The organism is Paraliomyxa miuraensis (genome assembly GCF_026337845.1).
GTDB classification, from domain to species: Bacteria; Myxococcota_A; Polyangia; order Nannocystales; family Nannocystaceae; genus Paraliomyxa; species Paraliomyxa miuraensis.
On sequence record NZ_JAOVZF010000156.1, the window covers coordinates 323,596 to 342,666 of the forward strand.

16 protein-coding genes are annotated in these 19,071 nt (G+C 70.3%); 11 read left to right on the plus strand and 5 right to left on the minus strand.

Annotated features, from left to right (window positions below):
- The first annotated feature begins 2 nt into the window (after positions 1 to 2).
- Both OEB96_RS26835 and OEB96_RS26840 read left to right on the plus strand, forming a co-directional pair.
- Positions 3 to 587: a hypothetical protein gene (locus OEB96_RS26835; protein ID WP_266219596.1), complete on the plus strand. Its 585-nt coding sequence runs from the start codon at positions 3 to 5 to the stop codon at positions 585 to 587.
- Between the two features lie 295 nt (positions 588 to 882).
- Positions 883 to 1,911 carry an NAD(P)H-binding protein gene (locus tag OEB96_RS26840; protein ID WP_266219597.1) on the plus strand — a complete coding sequence of 343 codons (1,029 nt, stop codon included), beginning with the start codon at positions 883 to 885 and terminating at the stop codon, positions 1,909 to 1,911.
- On the opposite strand, the gene OEB96_RS26845 is transcribed toward OEB96_RS26840, so the two are convergent.
- Positions 1,887 to 2,498 carry a hypothetical protein gene (locus OEB96_RS26845; protein ID WP_266219598.1) on the minus strand — a complete coding sequence of 204 codons (612 nt, stop codon included), beginning with the start codon at positions 2,496 to 2,498 and terminating at the stop codon, positions 1,887 to 1,889. The two genes, OEB96_RS26840 and OEB96_RS26845, sit on opposite strands and share 25 nt — an antisense overlap.
- Before the next feature lie 76 nt (positions 2,499 to 2,574).
- Here OEB96_RS26845 and OEB96_RS26850 point away from each other — a divergent pair, with 76 nt between their 5' ends.
- The 5 genes from OEB96_RS26850 (at position 2,575) to OEB96_RS26870 (ending at position 9,586) form a co-directional block, all read left to right on the plus strand.
- Positions 2,575 to 4,077: a M20 family peptidase gene (locus OEB96_RS26850; RefSeq protein ID WP_266219599.1), complete on the plus strand. Its 1,503-nt coding sequence runs from the start codon at positions 2,575 to 2,577 to the stop codon at positions 4,075 to 4,077.
- A gap of 152 nt (positions 4,078 to 4,229) precedes the next feature.
- On the plus strand, positions 4,230 to 5,702 hold the full coding sequence (locus OEB96_RS26855; RefSeq protein ID WP_266219600.1) for a hypothetical protein: 1,473 nt from the start codon (positions 4,230 to 4,232) through the stop codon (positions 5,700 to 5,702).
- 86 nt (positions 5,703 to 5,788) lie between these two features.
- Positions 5,789 to 7,312: a vWA domain-containing protein gene (locus OEB96_RS26860; protein WP_266219601.1), complete on the plus strand. Its 1,524-nt coding sequence runs from the start codon at positions 5,789 to 5,791 to the stop codon at positions 7,310 to 7,312.
- Between the two features lie 152 nt (positions 7,313 to 7,464).
- The gene (locus OEB96_RS26865; RefSeq protein WP_266219602.1) at positions 7,465 to 8,376 is read left to right on the plus strand and encodes an isopenicillin N synthase family dioxygenase; all 912 of its coding nucleotides are present in this window, start codon (positions 7,465 to 7,467) and stop codon (positions 8,374 to 8,376) included.
- A 151-nt stretch (positions 8,377 to 8,527) separates the two neighbouring features.
- Complete coding sequence (locus OEB96_RS26870; RefSeq protein WP_266219603.1) at positions 8,528 to 9,586, plus strand: peptidoglycan-binding domain-containing protein; 1,059 nt, start codon at positions 8,528 to 8,530, stop codon at positions 9,584 to 9,586.
- A gap of 54 nt (positions 9,587 to 9,640) precedes the next feature.
- Here the strand turns inward: OEB96_RS26870 and OEB96_RS26875 are convergent, their stop codons facing one another.
- Both OEB96_RS26875 and OEB96_RS26880 read right to left on the minus strand, forming a co-directional pair.
- Positions 9,641 to 11,251, minus strand: a complete 1,611-nt coding sequence (locus OEB96_RS26875) for an outer membrane protein assembly factor BamB family protein (RefSeq protein ID WP_266219604.1) — start codon at positions 11,249 to 11,251, stop codon at positions 9,641 to 9,643.
- 46 nt (positions 11,252 to 11,297) lie between these two features.
- Positions 11,298 to 11,786 carry a CarD family transcriptional regulator gene (locus OEB96_RS26880; protein ID WP_266219605.1) on the minus strand — a complete coding sequence of 163 codons (489 nt, stop codon included), beginning with the start codon at positions 11,784 to 11,786 and terminating at the stop codon, positions 11,298 to 11,300.
- Between the two features lie 578 nt (positions 11,787 to 12,364).
- Here OEB96_RS26880 and OEB96_RS26885 point away from each other — a divergent pair.
- Positions 12,365 to 12,820 (plus strand): hypothetical protein, encoded by a 456-nt coding sequence (locus OEB96_RS26885; protein WP_266219606.1) that lies wholly within the window; start codon positions 12,365 to 12,367, stop codon positions 12,818 to 12,820.
- Between the two features lie 7 nt (positions 12,821 to 12,827).
- Here OEB96_RS26885 and OEB96_RS26890 read toward each other — a convergent pair whose 3' ends face one another.
- Complete coding sequence (locus tag OEB96_RS26890) at positions 12,828 to 14,336, minus strand: leucyl aminopeptidase (protein ID WP_266219607.1); 1,509 nt, start codon at positions 14,334 to 14,336, stop codon at positions 12,828 to 12,830.
- Positions 14,337 to 14,742: 406 nt separating this feature from the next.
- Here OEB96_RS26890 and OEB96_RS26895 point away from each other — a divergent pair, with 406 nt between their 5' ends.
- Positions 14,743 to 15,075: a hypothetical protein gene (locus OEB96_RS26895; RefSeq protein ID WP_266219608.1), complete on the plus strand. Its 333-nt coding sequence runs from the start codon at positions 14,743 to 14,745 to the stop codon at positions 15,073 to 15,075.
- A 316-nt stretch (positions 15,076 to 15,391) separates the two neighbouring features.
- On the opposite strand, the gene OEB96_RS26900 is transcribed toward OEB96_RS26895, so the two are convergent.
- Entirely contained in the window at positions 15,392 to 16,141 is a 750-nt protein-coding gene (locus OEB96_RS26900; protein ID WP_266219609.1) for a hypothetical protein, read from the minus strand.
- Positions 16,142 to 16,299: 158 nt separating this feature from the next.
- Between OEB96_RS26900 and OEB96_RS26905 the strand changes: the two genes are divergently transcribed.
- Both OEB96_RS26905 and OEB96_RS26910 read left to right on the plus strand, forming a co-directional pair.
- Positions 16,300 to 16,698 carry a BlaI/MecI/CopY family transcriptional regulator gene (locus tag OEB96_RS26905; RefSeq protein ID WP_266219610.1) on the plus strand — a complete coding sequence of 133 codons (399 nt, stop codon included), beginning with the start codon at positions 16,300 to 16,302 and terminating at the stop codon, positions 16,696 to 16,698.
- Positions 16,698 to 19,058: a M56 family metallopeptidase gene (locus OEB96_RS26910; protein ID WP_266219611.1), complete on the plus strand. Its 2,361-nt coding sequence runs from the start codon at positions 16,698 to 16,700 to the stop codon at positions 19,056 to 19,058. Before OEB96_RS26905 ends, OEB96_RS26910 begins: the two co-directional genes overlap by 1 nt.
- Positions 19,059 to 19,071: the final 13 nt, after the last annotated feature.

The window sequence follows — 19,071 nt, forward strand, 5'->3', positions numbered from 1 at the left end:
TCATGGACTTCATGATCGATGCCGTAGTGCTGATCCACTCGCTCGGAGTCGAGACCGGTCGCATCGACGAACACAGTCGTCACTGGGAAAGCGCGCGCACGAGTCACGACCTCGTGGAGCACGCTGACGCGATGACCATGAGCGCGATCAATTGGTTCGAGGTTCTGCGGGGCATGGACGGTCCGCAGCGCGACGTTCTGGCCAAGTGGCGGGGCCACATCAAGATCCTTCCCGTTGACTCTCGCGTGGCGGCCCGTGCTGCGGAGATCTACGCCGCAGCTCGGAAGTCGGGCAAGGTCTGCCCAAAGTGCTTCGCGTTCCAGAAGGCTTTGCAGTGCGATGCCTGCGGCAATCATCGATCCGAACCGCAGCGGTCGAACGACATCGTCATGGTCGCGACGGCGGACGTCGTGCCCGAGGTCCGGGTTCTGTACTCGTGGGACAAGGGAGTGCTCGCGCTTGGGGAACACGTGAGCGACGTCGAGGTGAAGTATCCTCCTCCGCCGCGAGCACAGCAGATCAACCTCGACGGAACGCCGGACATCCGGTCTGCACGCCGCAAGAAGAACACGGGCAAGGGCAGGTAGCCGCCCGTTCCGGCGGGCTCGGGCAGGCCCCTTCATCCACCAGCGAATCCCAGAGCGCTCCGATGAGGTCGAGTCGCTCGCTCGGGGCAAGCCGTAGTGCCTGCTCGGTCACGGTCACCCCGCCAGTATGGACCATCCTGGCGGGCCGGGCCGCGCGGTCGGGGAGCGCACGCTCCCGGTTGGAAGGCTTGCCGGCCTCGGCGCGTGCGGAACGGTCCATGCGGGCGCAGGCGCTCGGTCGCGGGCCGGCTCGCGTCGATCATGTCGTGGACCACGGATTGCATCGGCCCTCGTCATGCGACCAGGACCGATCCTCCTGACGGGTGCAACCGGCTTCGTCGGACGCGCCGTGCGGCCCGGGCTCGAGGCCGCCGGCTGGCGCGTCCGCGGCATGAGTCGCAGCGCCAACCGGGCGCGCCGCAGGTGGCCCGAGCTCGACTGGGTCGAGGCCGACGTCGATGACGAGGCCTCGCTGCGAGCGGCCTTCGACGGCTGCGCCGCTGCGCTCTACCTCGTGCATGGCATGAGCGAGGGGCCGGGGTTTCGCCGTCGCGAGCGGGCGGCCGCCGAGCGCTTCGCCCGGCTGGCCGCGGAGGCGGGGCTCTCGAAGATCGTCTACCTCGGCGGCGTGGCCCCGGCCGGTCGCGCCTCGCCGCACCTGGCAAGCCGTCTCGACGTGGGGGAGCGGCTGCGATCCGGCCCGGTGCCAGCGCTGGAGCTGCGCGCCAGCATGATCGTGGGCCACGGCAGCCTGAGCTGGCTCATCGTGCGCGACCTGGCGGCGCGGCTGCCGGTGATGGTGCTGCCCCGCTGGCTCGAGTCTCGTACTCAGCCGGTGGCCATCGACGACGTCGCGACCGCGCTCGTGCGTGCGGTCGACCTGCCCCTGGAGGGCAGCGCATGGTTCGATCTGCCCGGGCCTCGGATACTGTCGGGGCGAGAGATCCTGGAGCTGACCGCCCGGGAGATGGGGTTGCATCGCCCACTCATGCTCGAGGTCCCCCTGCTCACGCCACGGCTGTCGTCGCTGTGGATCCGCTTCGTCACCCGTGCCGACTGGGCGGTGGCGCGCGAGGTGGTGATCGGACTAACCAGTGATCTGATTGCCAGTGACGATCGCTTTTGGCGACTCGTGGAGCACCCGGACCGGATGCGCTTCGACGAGGCGGTGCGCAAGGCACTGGCCGCGGAGCGGAGCGAGGCGTCGATCGGCGGGGCGTGGGGGACGGTGGAGCGGGTGCTGGCCCGAGTGAGCGGAGGCGGGCCGTCGACGCGGCCCGCGACCCGCGGTCGATCGCCTCACAACGACGACGGATCGACGTAGCCCCCCAGGCCGCCAGCCTTGCGGACGACCGGTTTGCCGGCGGTGCGCCTGGGCGAGATCATCCGGCCTCGCACCCGCGGACGCTCGGGCTCGGTCTCCGGCGTCTCGACCTGCGGATCGCACGGCTCGTCCTCCACCGTCTCGACCTCGGCCAGCGGCTCGGCCGGGGCGGCCTCGCCCACCGGAATCACCACGCTGGACTCCTGGAACACGGTAGCCTCGGCGGCATGGCTGCGAACCTGGGGCTCCCCGTGCGGCGCGCAAGCAGCCAGCGCCGCCGCCATCCCCACGGCCATCCCGGCCGCCACCACCCGCGGCCGACGCAATCGCGACAGTGGCACGATGGGGGCGGGCCGCGGAGCGGGCTGGCGAAACACCAACGCGCCGTCCTCGTGGTGCTCGAAGCTCACGCACACGTCGTTGCCGACGTTTCCCCGCAAGAAGGCACGCGCCTCGTCCCTGGTCATGGCCGAGAGGTCGTGGACCTTGGTCTGGCACTGCAAGCAGAACTTTCCGCGATCCTCGGGGCGCATGGCATCCCAGTCGGCATGGCAGGGCTCGGGGATCTGGATGTCCTGGCTTCGCACGGGCTGCTGCTACGGACCGCATGGCACGGCGATCTAGGAAAATTCAGCCCTCCGCGTTCGCGGTACGCTCCCGCCGGTGAACGACGCTCCTCGACCGCGCAGGTGGCGCTGGCGTCGCTGGGTCGGCCTGGGCCTTGGCGGGCTCGTGGGCGTGATGGTGCTCCGCGGCCTGCTCAACGGCCCCGAGTCCTTCGATGCCGGGCCCGCCCCATCCCTGCCCGAGGTCGACCCGATGGCCGCGGCCGAGCGCCTGGCCCGAGCGGTGCGGATCGAGTCGGTGACCCCTTCGTCGAGCGATGACGCGCCGCAGTACGCCGCGCACGTGGCCGCCATGAAGGCCCTGCACCAGCAGCTCGAGGCCGACTTTCCCCTCGTGCACCGCACGCTTGCGCGCGAGACGGTCGGCGAGCTCTCGCTGCTCTACCACTGGCCGGGCACCGATCCCTCCGCCGAGCCCATCCTGCTCACCGGTCACCTCGACGTGGTTCCGGTGGAGCCCGGCACCGAGGGCGACTGGACCCACCCGCCGTTCTCGGGGGCGATCGAAGACGGCGTGATCTGGGGCCGCGGTGCGCTCGACGACAAGCTCGGCGTGGTGGGGATCCTGCAAGCGATCGAGCTCTTGCTGGCGCAGGGCTTCATGCCGCGGCGCACCATCGTGCTCGGCTTCGGCCACGACGAGGAGCGCGGCGGCCTCGGAGGGGCGGTGGCGATCGCCGCCACGCTTCGCGACCGAGGCGAGCGCTTCGCGTTCGTGCTCGACGAGGGCGGCTCGCTGGTCCGCGACGCGATCCCCGGCCTCGAGCGCGAGGTGGCGCTGGTGGGGGTGGCCGAGAAGGGCTACGCCCAGGTCGTGCTCACGGTGCACGACGAGGGGGGCCACGCCTCCATGCCTCCGCCCACCGGGGCGATCGGCCGGCTCGCCACCGCGATCACGCGCCTTCAGGACGAGCCCATGCCGGCGAGGATCGACGGAGGCACCCGCATGATGCTCGAGGGCATGGCGCCCCACATGAGCTTCCCCATGCGCACGGCGCTGTCCAACCTGTGGATCCTGTCGCCGGTGATCGAGCAGGTGATGGCCGCGGAGCCCCCGAGCAACGCGGCCATTCGCACCACCATCGCACCCACCATGATCGACGCCGGGATTGCGCCCAACGTGCTCGCGGCCAATGCCGAGCTCACGCTCAACGCTCGCATCCTGCCCGGACAGACCATCGACGGCGTGCTCGACTACGTGCGCGAGGTGATCGACGACCCCGGGATCGAGGTGCGCTGCATCGACGAGTGCTGGAACCCATCGGCGGTGTCCAGCACCGACGACGAGGGCTTCTTGCTGGTGAAGCGGGCGGTCGCCCACGTCTACCCGGAGGCGGTCACGGTGCCGTTCCTGGTCGGCGGCGCCACCGACTCGCGGCACTACGCCGAGGTGGCGCGGCAGGCCTATCGCTTCCTGCCGATCCGCCTGCGTGCGGCCGACCGCACGCGCATCCACGGCACCGACGAGCAGATCGCCGTCGAGGACCTCGCGAACGCGGTACGGTTCTACATGACGGTGGTGGCGCTGGCGGCCGCTTGAGTCCGTGGTCAGCCGCGGCGAGCCCCGCTCGCCCCTCCGCGGCGGGCCCGAGGGAGCGACGAGCCGCGTGGCCAGGGCCATCGAATCCACGCGTCGAGTCCTCGGGTCGTCCGCGATGGAGCCCGGCCCCCGGGGCTGCTAGCGTTGCTCCGATGAAGCTTCGCTTGCTCGCCTTCCTGCCGTGGCTCCTCGTGCCGCTCGCCGCCTGCACGCCCGACGAGCCCGCGGACGACATGGGCACCGGGGACACCACCGGCAGCAGCAACCAGGGCCCCGGCGGCGCGCTGCTCGGCTGCCCGCCGGGCGGCTGCGTGATGGTGCTGGCGGCCCAGACCCTCGACGATCGCATCGAGGTGTTCGTGCCCGAGCATCCCGACTCGGCCTACCGCGGCGCGATCTCGATGGATCTCAAGCCCAACGTGAACGGCGACATCGATGGCGAGCTGCTCGACGAGCCGTTCGGGCTGGTACGAACGGGCACCCACCTGCACGTGCTCGCGGGCCACTACCCCTCGCGCACCCAGGGCAGCCTGATCTCGTTCCCGCTGTTCTTCTTCGACACCACCGTCACCGAGGACGTGATCGCGGTCGAGGACTACTTCATGGGCGGGCAGTTCACCAACCCCGTGATCGGGCGCAACTTCGAGCAGGTGGAGCCGATCTTCATGCTGGCGCACCAGTCGGGGCGCCTGCTGGTGGGCGTGTTCAACAACGATCTGTTCGCGGGCGAGGACACCTGGACGCAGACGGGCCGGATCCTGGTGGTCGATCCCGCCAACATCAATGGCCCGTTCGGCCAGGCCGAGCTCGACGCGCTCGACGGCGGGATCTGCCAGGGTTTGGGGCAGCTGGTGCCGCTGAGCAACACGGCGCTGGGCGTGGCCTGCGACGGCAACGAGGCGGTGGCGGTGGTCGATGCGTCCAACCTCGATGATCTCTCGGTACAGGACGGGGCGGCCCAGCTCGAGGAGGGCGTGCTGTGCCCGATCCCCGGGGCGCTGCCCGGCAAGCGCGTGCGGTACCTGGCACCCGATGGCACGGGGGGCTTTGCGGTGCTCGAGGGGCCCACGGGGACCGATCCCCAGGCCACGGCTCGCTTGTGGCACATGAACCCGGCCGGCTGCGCGGTGCTGGGCGGTGGTCCGCTGGACCTGGGGGCCAACGGCGACTGGCACCTGGGGGAGATCGCCAAGCTTCCGGCCGCCGATCCCACCTGGCTGCTCGCGGCCGGCTCCTCGCGACAGGACGCCAGCGCCGTGCGCGGGGTGTTCGTGGCGCGCAACAAGAACGACCTGCTCCAGCTGTGCCCCGAGCCCCTGGCGGGCTTCGAGAACGCGTGGACGGATGGACACGGCGGCTTCATCGAGCCCTACTCGGTCGACGTGACCAGCGATGCGCTGCACCTGGCGGTGGGGGCGGGGCCGTACCTCTCCGATCCCGCCGGGGTGGGCTACGGCAAGGTGTTGTGGGGCTCGCTGTCGGGGTCCGACACGTGTGCGCTCACGGCCACCGTGGTCGACCTGGGCGACGGCGGCCCGCAGCACGCGCCCGCGCCCACGCCCGACGACCCCAGCACCTGGCGGCGCGGGCCCAACGTGGTGCGGATCCAGGAGATCGGGCCGTAGAGACCACGCGAACGCCTTTCTTCGCTCCATCGTGATCGTTCGCCCGCGTGGGGGCACTTCCCCCCGCGGAGGCACCTGGCTTGCTCATGACGAAGTCGTTTCGCTCGATCCCGACGCTGTTGGCCCTGGCCGTGAGCACCGGTGCGTGCCTTGCCGGCGAATCGCTCGACGCGGGCTACACCGGCGACGGGTACTTCCCCGAGGACGAAGGCGAGGGCGACGGGGCGGCCGAGGACGGCGGCGACGAGCCCGGTCCCGACCAGCCGCCGGCCCCGATCCCCGACGACCAAGAAGTCGCGCCCGACGAGCCCATGGCGTGCAACACCGCCGACGACGTGACCCTCTACCTCTCGCCCGACGACTCCAACTCGATGTCGTCTCCGGTGCAGGCGCGCGAGACGGTGCTCGAGGGCTTCAGCTCCCTCTCCGCCGTCGCCATCCGGCCGTGGGAGTTCATGAACTACTACGCGTTCGACTACCCGGCGGCCGATCCCGGAGAGGTACGGATCTTCCCCTCGCTGATCGCGGGGCAGGAGCGCGGCGCATACACCCTGCAGATCGCGGTCAGCAGCGAGCGGGTGATCCAGCAGACCCGCGCGCCGCTCAACATCACCCTGGTGCTCGACACCTCGGGCTCGATGTCGGGCCACGCGATGGACATGGAGATCGCCACCTGCCGCGCGATCGCCAGCAGCCTGAAGGAGGGCGACGTGATCTCGATGGTCACGTGGGACACCTCCAACCAGGAGGTCCTCGCCGGTCGCGTGGTCGACGGTCCCAACGACCCGGTGCTGCTCGCGGCCATCGACACGCTCTCGGCGGGCGGCGGCACCGATCTCAACGGAGGCCTGACCGCCGGCTATACGCTCGCGGAGCAGTGGTATGACAAGAGCCGCATCAACCGCATCGTGCTGGTGAGCGACGGGGGGGCCAACGCGGGCGTCACCGACATCGAGCTCATCGGGCAGAACGCGGCGGGCAACGACGGCGACGGGATCTACATGGTGGGCGTGGGCGTCGGCGTGGCCGGCACCTACAACGACGACCTGATGGACACCGTCACCGATGCGGGCAAGGGCGCCTCGGTGTTCATCAACGACGTGGACGAGGCCCAGAAGGTGTTCGGCGAGCAGTTCATCAGCACCCTCGACGTCGCGGTGCGCAACGTCTCGGTGAAGCTCGACATGCCGCCGGGCTTCGAGGTCGTGCGGTTCTCGGGCGAGGAGATCAGCACCGATCCCACCGAGGTCGAGCCCCAGCACCTCGCGCCCAACGACACCATGGTGTTCCACCAGGACATCCGGACCTGCGCGCCCCACCTGGTCGGGGACGACACCTCGTTCGAGATCGCGGTGCGCTACCAGGACGGCACCACCTTCGCCTCGCACGAGCTCCGCACCCGCGTGACCTTTGGCGAGCTGCTCGGCCAGACCGATCCGCTGCTGCACAAGGGGGCGGCCGTGTTCGCCTACGCCGAGGCGCTGAAGGAGCTCAAGGAGGGCTCGGTCGCCGGCATCGAGCGCGCGATGGATGCCCTGGCCCAGGCCGAGGCGCTCAACCCCGAGGACGAGGACCTGGCCGAGATCCGCATGGTGCTCGAGGCGCTCTAGTCTCGATCGATGTCAGGGAGAGCCCCCTGCGCCGTCACGCTCCCGTGACACGCAAATTCGTCGCGCGTTCCCTCGCATTCGTGCCGCTTCCCCGGCGCGACGGGCCGGCGCTACCCTCCGTCCGCAGGATGGAGCGCGCGAGCATTCCGACGGTGAGCTTCCACGACTTCGTCGCGGGCGGCGAGGCTCGCGAGCGCTTCGTGACGGCGTTGGGTCGGGCGCTCGAGCAGCTCGGCTTCGTGTTCGTCCGCGATCACGGGATCGACGAGGCCCTGCTCGCGCGCGCCTATGCGCTGGCCGAGCGGTTGTTCGCGCTGCCCGAGGCGCTCAAGCGCCGCTACGAGACCCCGCAGGACGGTCGTCAGCGCGGCTATACGTCGTTCGGCGTGGAGCATGCCAAGGATCGTTCGGTCGCCGACCTCAAGGAGCTGTGGCACGTGGGCCGGCTGCTGCCGGTCGATCACCCGCGGACCCAGAGCGGCGCCATTCCTCGCAATCGCTACGTCGAGGAGCTGCCCGGCTTCTCCGAGACCGCGCAGGCGCTCTTCGATGCGATGGACCGGTTCGCGATGGGCTTGCTCGAGGCGATCGAGATCCACCTCGGTCGCCCAACGGGATTCTTCGAAGACCTCACCCGCGACGGCAACTCGGTGCTCCGCATCATCCACTACCCACCGCTGCCCGACGACGTCCCCGAGGGTGCGGTGCGAGCGGCCGAGCACGAGGACATCAACCTCCTCACGATCTTGCCCGCATCCACCGAGCCGGGTCTGCAGCTGATGACGCGCGACGGAGAGTGGCTCGAGGTCGTCCCGCCCCCGGGCGCGATGGTCTGCGATACTGGCGACATGATGCAGCTGCTCACCGACGGCCGGCTGCCCGCCACCACGCATCGCGTGGTCAACCCCTCGCTGGACACCCAGCGCTCGCGCTACTCGATGCCGCTGTTCTGCCACCCGCATCCCGACGCCGTCCTCCGACCCGCCCGGGAGCAGGGCGCGATTCCCGAGGTCACCGCCGGCTCGTTCCTGATGGAGCGCTTGCGCGCCATCGGCCTGGCCTAGCTCGGGCGCCAGAACGATGTTCTGGAAACATGTGTGAGCGTGATCGCCGAGCCAACAGCCGGCAAGGAATTTTCCGGGGAGAAACTGGCTCCTTTTCCCGGAAACCCGCGAGGAGCAGGTGTCATTACATGGTGAGGCTAGCGACCACACCATGCGCACCGACATCTCCCTTCGAAGCCTGACCGTCTCCCTTTGCCTGGCCCTGACCGCCACGTTTGGCTGCGACGCCGAGGACGGGCGCGACGGGGAGGAACTCGAGGAATTCGAGGGCGCCTACGACGGGACGCAGCCGCTGGGCAAGGCCGACGGCGTCTCGGCCCCGCGCTACGCGTGGCCGCTGACCCGCTTCGGCGACCAGGGGCAGGACGTGTTCGCGGCGCAGTACCTGCTGCAGGAGCACGGCCAGGAGCTCGAGGTCAACGGAGACTTCGACACCATGACGGAGCTGGCCACGGTCGCGTTCCAGGCCAGCAAGGGCCTCGACGACGACGGCCTCATCGGCAACTTCACCTGGGAGGCGATGGTGCTCACGGTGCGCCCCGGCGACCAGGATCGCTGGGCCGTGCGTGGCGTGCAGGACCTGCTCAAGAATCGCTACGGGCGTGCGGTCGAGATCGACGGCAACGTGAACGACGTGACCGAGCAGGCCATCCGCGCGTTCCAGGAGGAGCACTGCCTGACCGTCGATGGCATCGTGGGCATGCAGACCTGGAACTCGCTGGTGGCCGACGTCGACAGCTGCAGCAACGCCGGTCGCCTGCTCCAGCTGCACAACGAGGGCAAGATCCAGCTGCTGTCCACCGACTTCGGTCGCAACGACGGGGCCGACCCGCTCGCCAACATCACCGATGCCGCCGGCGGCCAGGAGTCCAACCGCAGCTGCAACTTCCCCGGTGGTGGCCGCGATTCCCGGCTGCCGTGCGGCACCGTGATGCTCGACGCCCAGCTCATCGACGCGATGATCTCGCTCCACGACGAGTACGGCTTCAGCTACGTGGTGACCGCGATCTCGGGCGCGCGTCACTCGACCAACTCGTACCACTACCGCGGCCGGGCGGTGGACATCGGCGTGGTCAACGGCGCCGTGATCCGTGGCAGCACCAGCACCACCCGCGCGATGGTCGACGCCTGCCGCGCGATGGGAGCCGTCGAGGCGCTCGGGCCCCACAACGACTCGCACCACCAGGACCACATCCACTGCGCGTTCTAGCGAGCATTCCCCGCGGGGATGCACACGGGGCTCCGCGAGCGGAGCCCCGCTCGGCTAGGAGCTCGGCTGCAGCGCCATGATGGTCTGCTCGTAGCAGACCACGAGCCACGAGCCGCGCTGCACCAGGCGGATGTCGTCGCTGGAGTAGATGTCGCCGACCCGCAGCGGCAGCGGCGTGCGCCAGCGCAGGTGGCCGTTGCTCGCGTCGAGCTCGAACACGCCGGGAGGGTCGTCCTCGCGCAGGGCGGTGCTGAAGCCGAAGACTCGCCGGCCATCGGTGGCCAGCGGACCGCCACCGCCGGTGGACGCCTTCCAGCGCGTGTCGCCCTCGTCGAGCGCGAGCGTGTAGCCGTCGGCGTTGACCACCACCACGCCATCGTCGAGCACGGCCGGGGACTCGCCGGTCACGTCCTCCACGTAGGCGCGCCAGCGTCGACAGCCGGTGGGGGGCTGAGAGCAGCCCTCGCACTCGTCCTCGACGCGCAGTGCCCCGGGCTGGGGCCAGCCCGAGGGCGCGACATCGGTGCTGCTGCGGCACTGCGCGGCGTCGAGCTCGACCACGTCGTCGTCGATCACGAGCACCAGGCGATCACCATGCAGCCCGACGTGCGAGAGCATGTCGTGGGGGCGGAGGGTCAGGGTCGGGCTCCATGCGCGGTCCGGTGGCGACCCCTTCGGTTGCTCGGCGTCGAAGGCCCGCAGCGTGCCATCCTCCCAGAGCAGCCGCCGACCCGCGCCCACGAGCAGGCGGGCGTCGCTCTCGAGCACCTCGTCGGGCAGCCCCCCCGCCGCAGTGACGCACGTCCCTGGCTTGGGCACGCCCGGCCCGGCAGCGCCGCACGACGCCGGGTCGAGCACGAAGAAGCGCGCCTCGTCGTCTCCCACGAGCAGCATGCCGTCCTGCACCGCGGCGACCCTCACCGGGGGAAGGCTCGGCTCGGCTTCGTCGCCCTCGCCGTCGAGCTCGACGGGCAGCGACGCCGTCCAGCGCTCGGCCCCGGTGGTGGGATCGATCGCGAGCACGCGGTTCTCCTCGGCCGTGATCCACGTGGCCGGCTCGCCGGGCAGCGGCAGCAGCCAGCCCACGAAGTCGCCCTCCTTGCGCCATGCGACCTTGCCGTCGCGCAGGGCGACGAGCGTGTTGCTCTCGACGCCCGCCACGGCGACCACGGTGCCGTCGTCGGCCACCGCGAGCGCCCGGGGGTCGCTCTCCAGCGTGAAGCTCCACGCGGGGCTGGGCCCGGGGGGGACGTCCTGGGGCGGAGGCGTGGCGCCGTCGAGCGCAGCCAGCAGCCGCTCCTCGCAGCCGTCCTTGAGCACGCCCAGCGGAGGCAGGCACTCCATCACCTCCTGCGGCCACTTCATGCACTTGTCGAGCAGCTGCTGCCGCAGCTTGCGAGCCTCGCTGGCCATCTCCTGCCGACCCTCACGGGCCGATTCCGGATCGTCGTCGAGCGCGGTCACGAGGATCTGCCCCGCGAGCGCGCCCGTCTGGGCCATGTCGGTGGCGAAGCGCTCGCACTCGCGGCGCTGCGTGGTCTCGGGGCTGTCGGCCTCGGTCGAGGCGGTGCCGGTGGCGGCCTCGTCCTTCTTGCACGCGCCGCTCGCCACGAGCAGCGCCAGCCCGAGCGCAGTCGATGCTCGCCGCCCGAAGACCAGGGACATGGGGCAGGTCATGGGGCCGCTCGGGGAATCGGCTCGGGGAATCGGCTCAGGCGAACATCGCGTCGAGCTCGCTGGCGACCACGGTCTCTTCCTGGCCCTTGGCCAGGGCCAGCTCCTGCACCAGCAGCGAGCGCGCCGTGTCCAGCATCTTGCGCTCGCCGAAGCTCAGCTCCTTGTCGGAGCGAAGGATGCACAGGTCGCGCAGCACCGAGGCGATCTCGACCAACGAGCCGGTCTTGATCTTCTCCATGTACTCGCGATAGCGGCGGTTCCAGGTGGCGGTGCTGATCTTGCCGCCGCGGTGCGCGAGCACGCTGTAGACCCGCTCCACCTCGGCCTCGTCGACCAGCTTGCGCAGGCCCACGGACTTGGCGTTGTGCTTGGGCACCATCACCTTCATGTTGTTCTCGAGCACGCTGAGCACGTAGAACTCGAGCTTGGCGCCGGAGATCTCGCGCGCTTCGAGGCCGGTGATCTCGGCCACCCCATGGCCTGGGTACACCACCTTGTCGCCTACGCTGAACGTCTGAGCCATGGCTCCAACTCCTGAGCGTCGCTCGTCACTGGGCTCGCACGGCGAGCAAGACCTGGGGGGACAGGGCACACCTGTGGCAACGTAGGGGGCGTATGCTTAGCAATGGTGTCACGACCGGTCAAGATGGGGCAGGGAACGGCGTTCTCTTGGCGTTCTTGGCGAGAGAGCCGAGGATCTCGGGGATGTCGGCAGGGGCGCGCTCGGGTTCGTTGGGGGTTGGGAGCGCCAAGCGTCGGCACGAATCGGCCCTGGTGGTTCCTTCGGGACTGGTCTTGAGTCACCGGGACTGGGTCACCGGGCTTGGGTCACAGGGACTGGGTCACCGGGCTTGGGTCACCGGGCTCGGGTCGGGCGGAGGACGGGCTGCCGGGAGTCGAGAGGGTCAAGTCTAGCGCGATCGGGCCCAATGGCGAACGAACGCGCAGGAGCGGGACCCGCCCGCTCATCACGCGTCTGGTCGCAGGCCAGGCACCTGCAAACCTTGCCGTACGGGGCTCGGGCCGTATCATTGTCGACCGATGACTTCGGCCCCAGTCAGCTCGCGGCTCTGGCCGCGCCGCCCAGGGCTTGCGGCCACCATGATGGTCGCGAGCGTGATCGCCACCAGCTGCGCGCATGATCCCGATCGCCTCCCGGAGCTCGATCGTCGCTTCTACGAGAACCTGTCCACCGGAGCCGACCAGCAGGAATTCCTGCACGTGAAGTCTTCGGAGCGTCAGGCGTTCCTGGAGGACAAGGGTCTTTGGAGTCAGTGGGAGTCGCTGCCCAAGGCCGAGCGCGAGGCCGCCAGCCATGGCGAGGTGGAGGTCGGCTTCCACGAGTTCGCCGTGTTCATGGCGTGGGGGCCTCCGGCCGACACGCAGGACCGCGATGCCAACGGTCGCCCGCTGCAGCTCCACACGTTCATCCGCTGCTCGAGCGGGCCCAAGCGCGGCCGCTACGTGCGGAGCAACCTCGACTGCGACGGCACCTCGAGCGAGACGCAGGTCTCGATCGAGAACGGGGTCGTGGTCGAGATCGTCTACCCGAATTGATCGGGCGCTACGATTGCTCGAGCTGGATTGGACCGCTGAGCAGCTCGAGGATCGTGGCCACCGGGACGCCGCTGGCACCGGGGGTGGTCACGCCGTAGGCCTTGCTGGCCATGGCGGGGCCTGCGATGTCGATGTGCATCCAGCGGATGCCCTCGGTGAACTCGCTGAGGAACAGGCCTGCCGTGAGCGCGCCGCCCCAGCGCTCGCCGGTGTTGCGCATGTCGGCGACCTTGCTCTTGAGCTGCTCCTTGAGGTTGCTGGGCAGCGGCAGCCGCCACATGTCCTCGCCGCTGCGAGCAGCCGCGGCCATCCAGTCGTCGTGGAGGGCCTGGTCGTTGGTCATCACCCCGGCGATGCGAGGCCCGAGCGCGATGATGCATGCACCGGTGAGGGTGGCGAAGTCGATCATCAGCGCGGGCTCCAGCTTGGAGGCGTAGACCATGGCGTCGGCCATGGTCAGGCGCCCCTCGGCGTCGGTGTTGTTGATCTCGACCGTCTTGCCGTTGCTGGCCGTGAGCACGTCGCCGAGCTTGTAGGCCTTGCCGCTGACGAGGTTCTCGGCCGCGGCCACGAGCGCGTGGAGCTCGTAGGGCACGCCGAGCCGCACCGCGCCCTCGAACGACCCGATCACGGCCGCCGCACCGCACATGTCGAGCTTCATGTCGAGCATGCCGTCGGTGGGCTTGAGCGAGTAGCCACCCGAGTCGAACGTCACGCCCTTTCCGATGAGCGCCACACGGGCCTTCGACTCGCCCTTGGGCGAGTAGGCGAGGTGGATGAACTTGGGCGGCTCGTCGCTGCCCTGGCCCACCCCGAGGAAGCAGCCCATGCCTCGCGCCTTGCACTCGTCGGCGTCGAGCACGGTCAGCTTCACGTCGTGGCCCTCGGCCGCGAGCGCGGCGACCATGTCGGCGGCCACCTGCGCGAGGTAGCTCGGGGTGACGAGGGCGGGCGGGCCATTGCCGAGGTCGCGCGCGCGCGCGATGGCGTCGGCGACGATGCGGCCGCGATTCGAACCCTCGGTGGGCGCCGCCGAGCGGCCCCACGCGGTCACCGAGCGCAGGCTCGAAGGACGGCGGTTGCTCTCGCTCAAGAACCGGTCGTAGACGTACGTGCCGAGCTGCACCCCTTGCGCCACGAGGTTGCCGACGCGCAGCGCGTCGTCGCCCTCGGCGGGCAGGCCGTCGGCCCCGTGGAGATCGAGCACCAGCTGCGATGCACCCACGCGCTGGGCCTCGCGCGCGGCATCGTGGGCGAGCTGGCGCAGCGAGGCGGGCTCGGTGAGCGCGTCGGCGCCCATCAACGTCACGTGCTGGATCACGCCGTCGCGCTCGCGCGTGAACGCGAAGCTCTCGCCGGGCTTGCCCGCGAAGGGGACCCGCGCCACCGCGTCGCGCACTGCCGCGCCGAAGCGCTGGGTGATCGCCTCGGGATCGTGTCCGCTGCGTAGCGGCACCACCAGGAGCTGGCCGGCCGTCACCGCCGGTTCCTCCGTCGTCCAGTCGATGTCGAGCATCCGTCGTCCTCTCGGTGTGGCGGTCGGGCCTGCGCCCAACGCGCAACCACCAGGCGGCCCGACCGGCGCTCGGTTTTATCGCACAGCCGTCACCTTCCGCCCAGCGCGCATCGACCCCTTCCGAGGTCGCGGGAATTACCGCGCACGAACCGCGTTCGGACCCGCACCAGAGCCGCGCGGAGAGGATCAACCCATTGAATTCATTCGGCTTTGTTCATGTGTGATAAGGTGGGATATCAGTCATGGATAACTATGCTTAACGGGGCATCACGATCACTCACCTTCCCCTAAGGATCATTCACCTTCACCTAATTGCGTGCCAATGATGCATAATTGTTATTGACACGCGCTGATCGCGACCGTAAGGTCCCGACTACCGTTGCCCTTGAAGGAGGGTCCACTCACGATGCTCGACGCTGATACCGCCCAAGAGGCGCCCGCGCAGGCCGCGAAGCCGCGTCGCAAGGCCGCCAAGAAGAAGACCGCTGCCAAGAAGAAGGCCACCAAGAAGAAGGCCGCTGCCAAGAAGGCGCCGAAGAAGGCTGCCAAGAAGGCCGCTGCCAAGAAGGCGCCGAAGAAGGCTGCCAAGAAGAAGGCCGCCAAGAAGGCACCGAAGAAGGCTGCCAAGAAGAAGGCTGCCAAGAAGGCCGGCAAGAAGGCCGCCGCCAAGAAGGCCCCCAAGAAGGCCGCCAAGGCGGGCACCAAGAAGAAGGCCGCCAAGCGCAAGACCAAGAAGTAGCGCCTAGCGCGAGCTTCGCGGAATGCGAGTGCTGCGCCGTCGCGACCTTCGGGTCTCGGCGGCGTAGCCATTTTAAGTGGCGTCGGCCCCTTCGGGGGCGGCGGCGCGGGTGGCTCGGTGAAGAGGGGGCTTCGGAAGGGGCGGGGGCGTTGCGTGGGGGTGGTGGCGTTTCGGGGGCGGCGCCGCGGGCCGACGCCATTTCGGCGACCGGGGCGAGTGGGTGGATCGGGGGCTGGGGCGGCGCCATTTCGGCGACCGGGGCGAGTGGGGGGGCTGGGGCGGCGCCAGTCGGCGGGGCGTTTCGGCGACCGGGCGGTTAGAGGAGGGCTTCGGCGACCAGGGCGAGGTTGTTGTGGGCTCGGGGGCCTGCGAACACGAGTACGGTTTGGTCGGCGGTGTCGGCGTGATCGAGCAGATCGTCAATGATTCCGCCGTGGATCCCCTGCCTTGGGCCTGATCCGTCGACGCGGAGCCATGCTCCCGGAACGGCCAGGCCGCCGAGATCTTCGTTTCGTAGGGCACGGCCGCCGGCGAAGGCGGGGAGCAGCAGCGGGACTTCGAGCTCGGACGCGAAGGCAGCGGCTACGGGCGCTTCCCATAGCCCTTCGGACTCCCAGATCACTCGCGTGCCCTCGGCCCGGCGCGCTTCCACGAAGGCGCGGAAGCGCGCGCGTCCCAGTGCGCCGGGAGTGAGGCTGGGCGGCGTGCGGACGGCCACCGAGGTCGAGCCCATCGCCTCCATGCAGAGCTGGGTGACCTCCCAGGCCTGCCGGGTCTGCGGGTTGTCCTGCAGCCCACCAAACGAGTGCGCGGGTCCGGCGATGGTTCGCGTGGTTCGCTCGGCCATGCGCTCGTCGGGGCCGTGGCTCAACAAGTGCCAGGCGTAGGGGATCAACTCCGCGGCCGGAAAGGCTCGGCGAATTTGGTCGCCCCATCGCTTGGCCGCGGCGGCTCGCGGGGGATCGAGCAAGGTGCGCTCGAGCAGCACGAGCCCCACCCGAGGGTCGGGATCCCGGCGCGCGCGCGCGTTGTGCTGGGTCAGCAGCAGGCCGAGGGTGACCGACATCCGGCGGACGGTAGGTCTGCGATCGCGCCCTTGGCAAGTCCCGTCGTCTCACGACCTCGAAACCAACCCCGGACCACCACGGTCGGAGGCGAACCCGCCAGGAAGTTCGATCTTCGTCCTTGCCTATGTACTACCACGGTAGTATTACCCGGGTAGTCATGACGACCGCACACTTGGGCAAGCTCCAGCTCGCCATCATGCGGGTGCTGTGGGCCGACGGTGAGAGCACCGTGGCAGAGGTCCACCGCTCGCTCGAGCCCTCGCACGGCCTCGCGCCGACCACCATCGCCACCATGCTCAAGAAGATGGAGGCCAAGGGGGTGGTGGCACACCACACCGAGGGCAGGCGCTTCATCTACCGCGCCACGCTGAGCGAAGACGCGGTCACGCGCTCGATGGTGGCCGACCTCAAGGAGCGCCTGTTCGACGGCAGCGCGGTGGCCCTGGTGAGCCATCTGCTGCAGTCGCACGAGGTCGACGACGACGAGCTCGCCGCGCTGCGGCAGCAGATCGAGCGCGCCCAAGACGACGCCGACCGAAGCGGAGGAGAGCGGTGATGCAAGCCTCGATGATCGCGTGGATCGTGACCTACTTGCTGCACAGCACGATCCTGGTGCTGGGCGCATGGTTGCTCGAGCGGCGCTGGGCCGATCGCCCCGAGCGAATGTCGGCGGTGTGGAAGACCGCGCTCGTGGGCGGAGTGCTCACGGCCACGGTGCAGACGGGGCTGGGCATCGCACCGGCGGCCGGACGCCTGGAGCTGTCGCCGCAGCTCGCGAGCGCGAGCTCGAGCACCGCCCCGAGCCCGATGACCACGGAGCCGTCGGTGGTGATCACCGACGCGCCCTCGTGGCCGCCGCCCGACTGGTTCCGGATGGGGCCCGTGAGCGATGCCTCCGAGGTGATCGAGGGCCCCGATGCCCGCACGTCCACGGTGATCGTGCCCGCTGCGGCTGCGCCCTCGAGCCCGAGCACCCGTCCGGCGGTCGAGTCGCTGCCGAGCGCGGCGGTCGTCACGTCGCTCGCCGATGCCCCGGTGCTGGCGATGGGTACGGTCACGCCGGGCGCCGCGAGGGCGGGCACCTCCGCACTCGAAACGGCACCTTCGGGGTGGGCCACCGCGGGCGCGTGGGGCCTGGGCTTGCTCGGTGCGGGCTCGCTGCTCGGCCTGGCCTCGGTGCTGGTGGCCTTCGGTGCGCTGCGTCAGCGGCTGGCCGATCGTCGCGCGCTGTCCGAGGGCTCGCTGCCCTTGCTGCTCGATGGCTTGCGTCGGCGTGCGGGGCTCTCGCAGCGCGTGCCCTTGATGGTGGCGTCGCGCGTCGACGTGCCCATGGCCGTGGGCGTGCTGCGGCCCGAGATCGTGGTGCCGCCCAAGGCGGCGCACGGTCTGACCGTGGCCCACCAAGAGAGCCTGCTCGCCCACGAGCTGGCCCACGTTCTCCGTCATGACCCGGCTTGGCGCTTGGTTGCCCTCCTCGTCGAGCGGGTCTTCTTCTTCCAGCCGCTCAATCGTCTCGCCTCGCGCCGCATCGCCCAGGCGGCCGAGTACCTGTGCGACGACTGGGCGGCGCGCCACACCCAGCAGCCGCTGGCGCTGGCGAGCTGCCTCACCGAGATCGCCACCTGGGTGGCGCGTCCGGGACCGGTGGCGGCCACCATGGCGGGGCCGCGCTCGATCCTGGGCCGTCGGGTGCAGCGCCTGCTGCAGCCGGGCCCCGCACGCACGCGTCCGTGGTGGCTGTCGGCCGCGCTGGGCCTGCCCCTGCTCGCGGTGGTGGCGATGGCCCCGGGGGTCGATGCCAACGCGGCCAAGCCCAAGCGCAGCGGCGAGCCGGCGCCCCTGGTGATCATCGACGAGGACGGCCGCCGGCACGAGGTGGTGGCCCCCGCCGGTGGGGCGGTGGTGGTGCGCGAGCACGGCGGCACGCTGCACGTGGAGACGCTCGACGACGAGGAGGCGCTCGCCGACGAGGAGCCCTCGCCGCGGAAGGCCCGTCGGGCCGCGCGACGGCAGGAGCGCGAGCGCGACGACGCCCGACGTCAGGCCCGCAAGGAGCTGCGCCGGGCATTCCGTGACGCCAAGCAGCGCGGCGAGACAGCCCCCTCGCGTCGCGAGGTCGAGGCGATCCTCCGGCGGGCTCGTCAGGCCGACGGACGCGAACAGCCGCATCGCTCGCATCGGGGTCACCGCGGCGGCGCGCACTCCGAGTCCATGCCCGAGCACGTGGAGATCCGCGTGGTGGGCCCCAATGGCGTGGCCGTGCACGGGCGCGTGCCGCTTGGGGTCGAGGAACTCGAGGCGCTCGAGATGCTCGAAGAGATCGAGGATCTCACCCCGATGCTCGAGCAGATCGAGCGTGAGCTCGAGGAGTCCGGCATCGACGTGGTCATTCGCCACCACGACGGCGAGGTGGCGCCCCAGCTCCACGTGGTGGTGCCCTCCGACCATGCGCGGGCTCGTGATCGAGCGCTGCGCGACGCCGAGCGAGCGCGGCACCATCACGAGAAGACGGAGGCCAAGGCCAGGGCGCTACGCCACGTCCAGGAGCAGCGCGAGCGCGACGTCCAGCGCGAGGTCGAGCGGGCTCACCGAGAGGTCGAGCGGATCCAGCGTCAGATCGAGCGCGCACGGCGGGAGCAAGAGCGCCGTCACGAGGCCGAGCTGCCCACGGTGTGGAATCGACACGGGTCTCCGCCGGCCGCTCCGGCTCCTCCGGCTCCACCCGCCCACGTACACCGGGCTCCGGCCGCCCCGACCGCGCCTGCGCTGGCCCCCGTGCCTCGTCCTCGGGCGGCTCCGCGGGTGAACCCATCGCGCCGCGTGATGCCGGCCCCCGCCGCGCCTGCCGTTCCATCTCCGCCGTCGCCCCCGGCCCCGGAGGAGTCGCCCGTGGTGTGGGTCACCTGGCCCGGGTAGCGCGCTCCTCCCC